This is a genomic window from Burkholderia reimsis (genome assembly GCF_003294055.1).
GTDB lineage: Bacteria > Pseudomonadota > Gammaproteobacteria > Burkholderiales > Burkholderiaceae > Burkholderia > Burkholderia cepacia.
This window is the reverse complement of the sequence record NZ_QMFZ01000039.1, coordinates 71,177-81,019: the sequence shown is the minus strand read 5'-3', so window position 1 is coordinate 81,019 and position 9,843 is coordinate 71,177. Positions and strand designations below refer to the sequence as shown.

The following is a 9,843-nucleotide window of genomic DNA, read 5'->3' as shown; positions in this document are numbered from 1 at the left end:
GACCCACCCTGCCCATCGTCCCTTGCTCATGTTCTGAATCCCTGATATGCCGGCCTGCCCGGCTCGCGCAGCCAATGTACGCGTCGCGCGGAGACCAAGGTGCTACGGCGCTGCGAGAGTCGTAACGCGGCGTAACGAAATGGCATTGGCCGTTCGGCCGAATCGCGAAAATGCGCTGGAACGTCTATAGTGGGTTACGGTTCGACACAATCACGACTGCGCGTTTCCCGATTGAACAGGGTAGAATCCCGCCAAACACCTTGTGGACGAACACGCCACACACACGCACAACATATTCTCTGACGCAGGCTCCTGCCGCACCTCAATGGCCAATCCCGCAGAATCCCATCCGCAAAACGACTTCATCAATTCGGCGCGCAAGGAACGTAAGCGCGTTGAAATCTATCTCGTCAACGGCATTCGTCTGACGGGGTGTATCGAGTCGTTCGACCAGTACCTGGTGATGCTGCGCACCCCCGTGGGTCTGCAAGGCATCTACAAGCGCGCGATTTCCACGATCCAGCTCGACACGGGCGGCTCGCGCCCGGGCGGCAGCGGCGGCCCCCGCGGGCCGCGCACCGGCGGGCGCCCGGGCGGCCGTGAAGGCGGCGGTCACAGCCCGTACGGCTCGCACGGCGGCCCGCGTGAATCGCGCGGCGACGGCGGCTACGGCTCCCGCGAACCGCGTGAAGGCTATGGCTCGCGCGAACCGCGCGAGGGTTACGGCTCGCGTGAGCCGCGTGAAGGCTACGGCGCCCCGCGCGAACCCCGTGAACCGCGCGAAAGCTACAGCGCACCGCGCGATGCCGGCGACGCATCCGGCAACGCTTCGCCGTCGGATTCCCGCGGCGGCAACGGGCCGGTGATCGTGACGCGCCGCCGGCGAATCGTGCCGGACGGCCAGTAAAACAAAAGGGCAAGCCAACCGGCTTGCCCTTTTTGCTTGTGCGGCCGGCGCGGCATGTCGCCGCACCGCTGCCTGGTTCAGCGCGCCGTCGTCGGCAAACCGGCGTCGGCCTCCCGCTGCAACGAACGCACCTGCTGCTGCAACGCCCGCAGTTGCGACTGAAGCTCGGCCTGCTGCGCCTGCAATGCGGCCGTCTCGTTACGTACGGTCTTCTGACGATCCGCGACTGCTGCCTGCTGCTGGCGTGCGATCGAGATATCCGCCTGCAGACGCCGCGCGCGATCCTGCGTGACTTCGATCTGCTTGTCCATCTGCGCCTTCTGCGATTCCAGCTTCGCTGCCCGCAGTTCGTTTACAGCCAGCCGCTCCGCCTGGCGCGAGAAATCGCGGTAGATCGCTTCCGCACGCGTTTCGTCGTAAGTCTTGATCACGCGCCAGAACGCCTTCTGCTGGAACAGCGCGACGAAATACGCGCCGTCCTTTACGTTGAACAGCAGGCTCGCACCGTAGCTGCCGTTGTAGCTCGTGCGCATTTCCGTCAGCGAGTGCGCCTGGATCTGGCGCTGCAGGTCGTCGACCGTGCTCGGCCCCGTCGACTCACCTGCCTGCGGCTGCACCGACGTCTGGACCTGCGGATCGACCACCGGAATCGCAGCCACCGGCGCCGACGCCTGCTGTACTGCCGGCGACCCGCTGTCCGCCAGGCTCTGCGCATAAGCGCCCTGCATGCCTCCCACCACGGCGAGCAACACGCACGCCTTTCCCAACCCCGTCATATGGCTCATGAAGTTCTATTCCCGCCCGTGTCGTTGTAATTCAGCGCGATTTTATCTCATTAATTACTCACTTTCGCGGGTCTCGGGCTCCTCGTCAAAGATCTGATATTTGCGCATTTTTTCCCACAATACCTTGCGGCTGATACCGAGCTGCTGCGCCGTATCCTGACGCCGCCAGCCGTTGGCGTCGAGCGCCGCAATCACGCGGTTGCGCTCGTTCATGTCCCACTTGCTGCGATCGACGAAGACCTCGGCCGCGCTCTCCGCCGGTACCGGCTGCGCCGAACTGCGCGCATGCGCGATCAACCGCTGCAACCGCGCGGCATCCCACCCGCCCGTCTGCCGCACCGTCACGCCGACGCGCTCGGCGAGGTTGCGCAGTTCGCGCACGTTGCCGGGGAAATAGCTGTCCGCGACAGAATCCGTCAGCCAGTACGGCAGATCGGACAACTGGGCGAGCCGTGCCTCGCCGACCACCTGTGCGACGAACGACTTGAACAGCGCGATCTTGTCGACGGCACCGCGCTCTTCCAGCGACGGAATGCTCAGCTCGATCACCGCGAGCCGGTAGTAGAGATCGGCGCGGAACAGGCCATCCTTCACGAGTTGCGGCAGCTTCTTGTTGCTCGCCGCGACCAGGCGGAAATCGACCTTGACCGGCGACGTTGCGCCGACACGCAGCACCGCGCCGTCCTCGAGCACGCGCAGCAGCTTGACCTGCTGGTACAGCGGCAGATCGCCGACTTCGTCAAGGAACAGCGTGCCGCCGCCTGCCTGCTCGAAATAACCTTTATGCGCAACAACCGCGCCCGTGAACGATCCTTTCGCATGACCGAAGAACAGCGATTCGAACAGGCCGTCGGGAATCGCACCGCAGTTCACCGGCACGAATTCGCCGTGCCGGTAGCGCGAATGCTTTTCGTGCAGCAGTTGCGCGATGCGCTCCTTGCCGACGCCGGTTTCTCCGTGCAGCAGCACGTTGGTGTCGCAGTCGGCGAATGTATCGACTTCGTGCAGCAGTGCCTGCATCGATTCCGAGTGCGCGACGAGTTCGGTCGGATGCGACGTTTCGGCCGTATGCGCCCGCAGTTGCGTGACGAGCTTGCCGATCATGCCGCGCAGCTCGGCGCACGTGAAATCGAGCGGCAGGATGTGCGAATACTCGGGCGGATACTGCGAAGCGTCGTGATCGCGCGCCGCGCCGACCCAGACGACCGGCATGCCGATGTTGGCCTGCCAGTCGCGCAGGAACGCTGCGCCGATTTCGATCATCGTCACGCTGATGATCGCCAGTGACGGCCGCAATGCGGCGCGCTCGGGCGAGATCTCCGCGTTGTCGGCGCGGATCACTTCGACGTCGAAGCTCGCCATGCACCGGGCGACGCGGTCGACAATGTCCGCCTTGCCTTCCCAGACGTACAGGTCGAGCTCTTCGATTGCGGGCGTGGTTCTCATGATTCGGGTGCGGCTTCAGAAATTGACGAGTGGCTCGGCATTGCAGGTCAGTGAGCGGTGGCAGGCGGCAGCGACGCTGCCTGCTTTGACGACAGAATGTTCAGGCATTTATTGAACCAGCATAGGGTTGCCGCATTTGATCGAGTCCGGTGTGTTCGTGACATAGGCATTCCCGAGGCTGAGGCCGAGCAGGCCCGTGACCGAGGTCAGGAGCGAATCAATCGGTTGCAGGAGCAGCGGGACAAGTGTAGTACCCAGAGCGGACAAAATCGGCCCGAGAACGACGTTCAGCACCGGTGTGACAACATCACCCAGCAATGCGAGCAAACCGCTGTCGGCGGTCAACTGGATCGACAGGCCGCTGTTAAGTGCGCTTTGAACCGCGGGCGACAGAAGCTGATCCGTGCCGGTGCTCAACATGTATGGCGATGCAGGGGTCGGCGACGCGGATGAACCCGGACCCGGGTAGGTAAACGGCAACGGTGTCGCACTTTGATTGGCAACGGGAATGGTCAACTGTCCGGGCGTCAGGTTGATCTTGACCGAGATCTGGTTCAGGTCGAGGAGCCCCAACGTCAAGGTCTTGACCAACGTCGACAACCCGGAAATCAGGCCGCCCAGGTTCAACAGATTAAGCAGGCTCTGCAGGTTGACGGACACCAGCGTAATCGGCGTGGCGCTACCGTTCTGCGTATATCCGCTCGATGCATTGAGGTTGATCGGCGTATTCGCCGAGCCGCCGAGATACACGGCAACCAATCCGGTCTGCACGTTCACCGTTGCCCTTTTCGTGCCGTCCGCAGAACAGGTGACCGACGCCAGGCCCGCCGTTGCCGGTGCCACATAGGCGGTGATCGGCAGTTGCACCGCCGCGAGCGGCGTGGGACTACCCGACGGGCACGTGCCCCCCGGATAGACCAGCCCGCCGGTCGGACAGGTCGACAGCAGCGATATCGACGTATTGAGGAAAATGTTCCCCTGCGCGGTCGATGTATTGGTCGTGCAATTGGACGTCCCGCAATTCGACGGCCCCGGCGGACCGCTCGCCGTGGACGGAGGATTCGCCCCGAGCTTGACCGAACCCGATACGTTCACGTTCAGCAGCGGCGCGAGCAAGGTAGGCGTCTGAACCGTGACGCTGGGGATGTTGACCGAACTCGTGCCGTTCGCGATCTGCAATGCCGTCGACAGCAATCCGAGTGCATTGACGCTGGCGTCGACGGCGGAGGTTCCCGTAGCGGTAGCAGCAGAAACCAGCTGGCCGAGCGCGATCTGCGGACCGCCGCAGACGCTCCCGGAACAGAGCGCGGCGACAATCGCGTTCAGAACGTTCAGGTTCGCCCCGACCAGATTCTGCTGCGTCGCCGCCTGCACTGCGGCGTTGGCCAGTTGCCCGAGCGTCACGGTACCATTCAATACGCCCGTGGTCGTGCCGACCGGCAGATTGGCGAGAATGCCGGCCAGTTTCAGGTTGACTTGCGCCAGCCCCTGGTAGTCGAGCACCTGCAGACTCAGTGCATTCGGAGACCCTGTCAGTACCTTAAGCAACTGATTGGCCAACCCGCCGTTCAATGTCGCCAGCGACGTGGTGAGCGTAAAGGTATCGGTCGGCACGCTCTTGGCGATGGCTGATCCACCGATCGTGACGCCACCGCGAAATATCCCGTCGACCGGCTCAGCCACCGTGACACAAACGGCATTGGTCGATTGGCCATTGACTGTTCCGGCCGACAGACCGGCGCATTGGCCACCGGTGATCGGGTCTCCAGACATCCAGGTGAACTGCGCGCTGCCGCTGCCCTGAGGCGCCGTCCAGATGCCGCAGGACACGGAAACGCTCGAACCTGTCGGCAATGGATTCGTCGATGGGTTGGCGATTTGACCGGCAGCGGTCTTAGCTGCCTGACAAGTCGAGTCGGTGGCAATTTGCGACACCGCTGACAGCGCGGCCAAATCGGCCGCCGCTTGCATTCGGCGTCTTTCAGCATAGAAATGGCCGACGTCGATCGCGCCCAGCACGATAATCGCAACCAGTGCCCAGATCGTCGCCATGACCGCGACGCTCCCCCGCTGGCGATTTCTCCGCGGACCACCAGCGCCACACCGCCGCGCCGCGTGCGATTGATCTGCGCGCATGATCATCTCTTATTGCGCGCCCTGGCCGCCGCCCGACATGCCACCCGTTGCACCGAGTTGCGAACTTATCGAATCCGGGATCTTGTTCTTGAACGAATCGAGATAGCGCTGGTAGGCAAGCGATGCGACATCGCCGAACACCGGTTGCGCCGGCGCCGCCGCGCGATTGTCACGCTGCATCGCGAGCCAGTTCTTGGTCGAACGGCCTACGTCTGACGCGCCCGGTTCCACGGGTTGTTGACCATATGCCGCGCCGGAGCTCGTTACGATGCAGGCGATCGCACCGAGCGTCGCGATCCAGCCGATGCGTACGCTTCGATTATGTTTGTTCTCGTTCATGTTGCTCCCCGGATATCCGTTCATTGTGCAAACCGTTGCAACAGCGGCACTGTCTGGTCGTAGCCGACATTGTTCGCCATCGGCGTGATCGGTGTTGCCGCGCTGCGGCGCGAAACCACCGGCGGTGTCGCGACTGCACGCTGCTGGGCCCGCACGGCCGCAGCGATCTTCGCAGCATCGCTGTTGATGTCCTTGCGAACATCGGCCGACAGATGCTGCTGGTTCATCAACCGTTGCGCATCCTGCGCACGTCCTGCCGCAAACAGATACAGCGCGAGGTTGCTGACGATCTTCGGATTGCGCTGATCGAGTTCGGCCGCCTTCATCAGCGGCACCCGTGAACCAACGACGTCGCCGCTGCGCAACTTCGCGTAAGCAAGGTCGGAAAGCAGCGACGGATCCGTCGGCGCAAGCTCCGACGCCTGCGTCAATGCCTGCACCGCACGCTCGAAATCCCCCGCGGCGCCCGCCAGCAACCCAAGCCCGCGATAGCCGCGCGCAGCGAGCGGCGTCTTCAGCAACTGGTTATACGCAGCCGCGCTTGCTGCCGGCTGATCGGTCATCCGCAACGCATCCGCGCGCAGCAGAACCGATTCCGGCATGACGCCGTATGTCTTGTCGTACGCATCGATGTGCGCGAGAGAAGCGTAATAGAGCCCTTGCGTTTGCATACGCTGAATCAGGCCCAGATACATCCCCGGTGTATCCGGCACGGACTGCTTCTGATCTGCTGCCTGCATCAGCGCCGCACGCTCGGTCTGCGCACCGACGCCATACCCGCTTTCCTTGGTGGCGCATGCGCCAAGCAACAGGACCGCCGCCAACATGCCCGCCCGCGTCACTGTTTCGCCGATTCGCTTCATGGTCTGTCCTTCCGTCCTTCAATGCTGCGACGCCAATGCGCGCATCACCGCCAGCATGCCCGGCCCGGCCGTCACGATCAGCAATGCAGGCAACAGCGTCAGCACCATGACGCCCGTCATCTTCACGGTCAATCTGCCGATGCGTTCACGCAGCATCGCGCGGCGAGTCTCGCGCAAACGATCGCCGAACTGCTTGAGCGGCTCCTGCACCGCGCCGCCATGCTTGTCGACCTGAATCATCAATCGCACGATCGCGCGCAAATCCTCGTTGTCGAATCCGCCGGACAGCCGTTGCAGCGACTGCTCGCGCGTACGTCCTGCAGCGAACTGACGCTGCGCGATTCCCACCTCCGACGACAGCACCGGCAGCATCCCGCGAAAATCGTTCGTCACGACCTGCAGACTCTGATCGAGCGACAGCCCGACACCTTGCAGCAAGCGCAACATGTCGACGAGCAGCGGCAGTTCGTCGACGACGCTCTGCCGACGCGACGCCGCACGGCGCTGCACATAGAGTTTCGGCAGCATGAAGCCGAGCCCGAAGGCGACGAACATGCCGACCATCCAGACACTGCCTTTCATGCGCCCGCTCGCGAAGATCGCAAACAGCAGCGGCAGCGCGATCCCGCACGCGACCCGCGCGCTCAGAAACAACCCGCGCGTGCGTGAGTCGACATATCCGGCTTGCTCGAGCAGGCGACGATCCTCTTCCGCGACAGCGTATTTGCCGAATCCGGTATCCAGCCAGCGCATGCCCGCCGCCGACAACCGGTCCAGCAAACGCTGGACGCGTTGCCCGCCGCGCACGTCGGGTTTCGCAGGCGCATCGCCGTTCGGCGCGGTCCGTGCTTTCGCTGCCTCGAGTGCAGCCATGCGCCGATCCAGCGCATCGACCAGCGCACGTTCGGCACGCCCTGCTGCATGCGCACGCAACACGGCGACCATGCCTAGCAGCAGCACGCCAAGTGCGCCCACTGCCAGCGCAATCGCTCCGATTTGAGTTGCTGTCATAGCCTCACCTGAGCCGAGCCATTCGGTACAGCCATATGCTGCCGGCCACTTGCGCCAGGAATGCGATCGTGAGCAGCGACCGACCGCTCGGATCGCCCCACATCCCGTACAGATACCTCGGGTTTGTCATCACGACAAAGCTGCCGATCGCGATCGGCAGCATGACGAGGACGAACGCCGACAGCCGTGTTTCCGACGACATCGCTGCCAATTCACGCTCGGCCTGCTCGAGATCGCGCATGAACACCGACATCCGCTCGAGCATCACGTCCGCACGACCGCCGTATTTGACCGACAAGCGCAGCACCGAGCCGACGAGTTCAAACTCTTCCGTCCGGTAGATCTTCGCGATGTGCATCATCGCGCGATCGATCTCGATACCGCCTCGCAGCATCCGGGACACGACGTCCAGGCAGCCGCGCAGCGGCTCCTCGGTCGTCAGGAGTGCTGCCTGGAAGGCGGCCGGCACGCTGTTGCCCAGCGTGACGAGACGCACGATCCCGTCGAGGAACGACGGGATCTGCCGGACGATCTTCAACCGCCGCCGCTGAATCCGTGACGCGAGCCAGACGCCGAGTATCGCGCTTCCGCAAATGAGCGCAGCGAAACACGCGAGCATGCCGCCGTGACTGCCCGCAATGAATGCAACCACGACAAGCGCTGCGAGCGCGATGAACGCCTTGCCGCGCGCGTCGTCTATCCCCGCACGACTCGCGAGGTTCGACAGATATTCGGATGCCGTCGCATACCAATGTGCCCAGATTGCGTCGGACGATGCGTTCCGTGCCGCGCCTGGCTGCATCGGCACCGCGCGCGCGGCACCGGCCGCCGCCGGCCGTGCTGCCTGCGCGGGGACACCGGCACGTGCGCCGGGTTCGAGCCGGCTGTCGATGAAGCGCTTGGCGTCGGTTCGTACGCGCCGGGTTTCAGCGTGACGCCACAGCATCATCGCGGCAGCGACGCACACCATCGCGAAGGCCAGCGCCCACACCATCGCGCTATACATTGAAGCCCCCGCCGCCGCGGCCGAACCCGCCGCCACCGAAGCCGTCGCCGAACCCGCCGCTCGTCAGCGTCTGGCGGAAGCGCGCAAGCTTCGGCGAATGCGGATGAATGCCGAGCGTTTCCCAGTGATCGACTTCCTCGCCCTCCGCCGTCACGCGCGCTTCGTAGCGGTAAAGCTCCTGGGTCGCGATGATGTTGTCGGACAGCCCGGTCACTTCCGTGATCGACAGGATCCGCCGCCGCCCGTTCGACAGGCGCCCGATCTGCACGATGAAATCGATCGCATTCGCGATCTGCCGGCGCAGGCTCGACTCGGTGCCCTGGAAACCCGCAAAACCCGCCAGCATCTCGAGACGATACAGACACTCGCGCGGCGAACTCGCGTGCACGGTACCCATCGAGCCGTCGTGACCCGTGTTCATCGCCTGCAGCATTTCCAGCACTTCGCCGCCGCGCACTTCGCCAACGATGATCCGGTCCGGGCGCATCCGCAGCGTATTGCGCAGCAGGTCGCGAATCGACACGACGCCGGTACCGTCGAAACCGCCAGGACGGCTCTCGAGGCGCACAACGTGCGGGTGGTTCAGCGACAGCTCTGCCGTATCCTCGATCGTCACGACACGCTCGATCTCCGGAATGTGGAATGCGAGCGCGTTGAGCAGTGACGTCTTGCCGGAACTCGTCCCGCCCGACACGAGAATATTGCAGCGCGCCTCGACCGCTGCCTGGAGCAGCGTGTTGATCTCTTCGTTGAACGTCCCGTTGCCGAGCAGGTCGGACGGTTTCAGCGGATCCTTGCGGAATTTCCGGATCGATACGACCGGGCCGTCGATCGACAACGGCTCGATCACGACGTTCACGCGGCCACCGTCGGGCAGCCGCGCGTCGACCATCGGGTTCGACTCGTCGAGACGACGGCCGATCGGTGCGAGGATCCGGCGCACGATCCGCAGCAGGTGCGCGTTGTCGGTAAAGCGCACCGGCAGCTTCGCGAGAATCCCGTGACGCGACACGTACACGTCCTTGTAGCCGTTGACCAGGATGTCTTCGACTGCCGGGTCCGCGAGCAGGTCCTCGATCGGTCCGAAGCCCGCAAGCTCCTTCGTCAGGGCCTCGGCGATCGTACGCACCTCGTTCTCGTTGAGCGGAATGCGGCGCAGGCGCACGAAGCTGTCGATCTCCAGATCGACGAACTGGTTGATCGCCTGTCGGGACCAACGGCCGAACTCGGCGCCCAGTTCTTCGATACGCGTCAGCAAGTGCTCGTGCGCGGCATTCTTGATGTCGTGGAATTGCTGCGTCTGGGAGAACGGCGCTGCGCCGTCGGCGAATTGAATGTCGTGTGCCATCG

The 9,843-nt window shown here is 63.9% G+C and carries 9 protein-coding genes; 1 reads left to right on the top strand and 8 read right to left on the bottom strand.

What is annotated here, in order from left to right:
- Positions 1-325: 325 nt before the first annotated feature.
- Entirely contained in the window at positions 326-907 is a 582-nt protein-coding gene (hfq, locus tag DPV79_RS33215; RefSeq protein WP_059484282.1) for an RNA chaperone Hfq, read from the top strand.
- A 77-nt stretch (positions 908-984) separates the two neighbouring features.
- Here hfq and DPV79_RS33210 read toward each other — a convergent pair whose 3' ends face one another.
- The 8 genes from DPV79_RS33210 to DPV79_RS33175 form a co-directional block, all read right to left on the bottom strand.
- Complete coding sequence (locus DPV79_RS33210; RefSeq protein WP_059552078.1) at positions 985-1,692, bottom strand: DUF2968 domain-containing protein; 708 nt, start codon at positions 1,690-1,692, stop codon at positions 985-987.
- 54 nt (positions 1,693-1,746) lie between these two features.
- Positions 1,747-3,138: a sigma 54-interacting transcriptional regulator gene (locus DPV79_RS33205; protein ID WP_048020714.1), complete on the bottom strand. Its 1,392-nt coding sequence runs from the start codon at positions 3,136-3,138 to the stop codon at positions 1,747-1,749.
- A 108-nt stretch (positions 3,139-3,246) separates the two neighbouring features.
- A complete protein-coding gene (locus tag DPV79_RS33200) occupies positions 3,247-5,274 on the bottom strand; it encodes a pilus assembly protein TadG-related protein (protein ID WP_225740283.1) in 2,028 nt (675 codons plus the stop codon).
- 9 nt (positions 5,275-5,283) lie between these two features.
- Positions 5,284-5,613, bottom strand: coding sequence for a DUF3613 domain-containing protein (locus tag DPV79_RS33195; RefSeq protein WP_042977063.1), 330 nt, complete (start codon positions 5,611-5,613; stop codon positions 5,284-5,286).
- A gap of 20 nt (positions 5,614-5,633) precedes the next feature.
- Positions 5,634-6,476 (bottom strand): tetratricopeptide repeat protein, encoded by an 843-nt coding sequence (locus tag DPV79_RS33190; RefSeq protein ID WP_021162471.1) that lies wholly within the window; start codon positions 6,474-6,476, stop codon positions 5,634-5,636.
- An 18-nt stretch (positions 6,477-6,494) separates the two neighbouring features.
- Positions 6,495-7,487, bottom strand: a complete 993-nt coding sequence (locus tag DPV79_RS33185; protein WP_042977051.1) for a type II secretion system F family protein — start codon at positions 7,485-7,487, stop codon at positions 6,495-6,497.
- 4 nt (positions 7,488-7,491) lie between these two features.
- Entirely contained in the window at positions 7,492-8,493 is a 1,002-nt protein-coding gene (locus DPV79_RS33180) for a type II secretion system F family protein (RefSeq protein ID WP_021162469.1), read from the bottom strand.
- On the bottom strand, positions 8,486-9,841 hold the full coding sequence (locus DPV79_RS33175) for a TadA family conjugal transfer-associated ATPase (RefSeq protein ID WP_021162468.1): 1,356 nt from the start codon (positions 9,839-9,841) through the stop codon (positions 8,486-8,488). The genes DPV79_RS33180 and DPV79_RS33175 overlap by 8 nt, the downstream gene beginning before the upstream one ends.
- Between the last annotated feature and the right edge of the window lie 2 nt (positions 9,842-9,843).

What these genes read in the sequence shown, in the direction of transcription:
- hfq (WP_059484282.1), top strand. Translation starts at nt 326, where the DNA reads ATGGCCAATCCCGCAGAATCCCATCCGCAAAACGACTTCATCAATTCG.
- DPV79_RS33210 (WP_059552078.1), bottom strand. Translation starts at nt 1,692, where the DNA reads ATGAGCCATATGACGGGGTTGGGAAAGGCGTGCGTGTTGCTCGCCGTG.
- DPV79_RS33205 (WP_048020714.1), bottom strand. Translation starts at nt 3,138, where the DNA reads ATGAGAACCACGCCCGCAATCGAAGAGCTCGACCTGTACGTCTGGGAA.
- DPV79_RS33200 (WP_225740283.1), bottom strand. Translation starts at nt 5,274, where the DNA reads ATGCGCGCAGATCAATCGCACGCGGCGCGGCGGTGTGGCGCTGGTGGT.
- DPV79_RS33195 (WP_042977063.1), bottom strand. Translation starts at nt 5,613, where the DNA reads ATGAACGAGAACAAACATAATCGAAGCGTACGCATCGGCTGGATCGCG.
- DPV79_RS33190 (WP_021162471.1), bottom strand. Translation starts at nt 6,476, where the DNA reads ATGAAGCGAATCGGCGAAACAGTGACGCGGGCGGGCATGTTGGCGGCG.
- DPV79_RS33185 (WP_042977051.1), bottom strand. Translation starts at nt 7,487, where the DNA reads ATGACAGCAACTCAAATCGGAGCGATTGCGCTGGCAGTGGGCGCACTT.
- DPV79_RS33180 (WP_021162469.1), bottom strand. Translation starts at nt 8,493, where the DNA reads ATGTATAGCGCGATGGTGTGGGCGCTGGCCTTCGCGATGGTGTGCGTC.
- DPV79_RS33175 (WP_021162468.1), bottom strand. Translation starts at nt 9,841, where the DNA reads ATGGCACACGACATTCAATTCGCCGACGGCGCAGCGCCGTTCTCCCAG.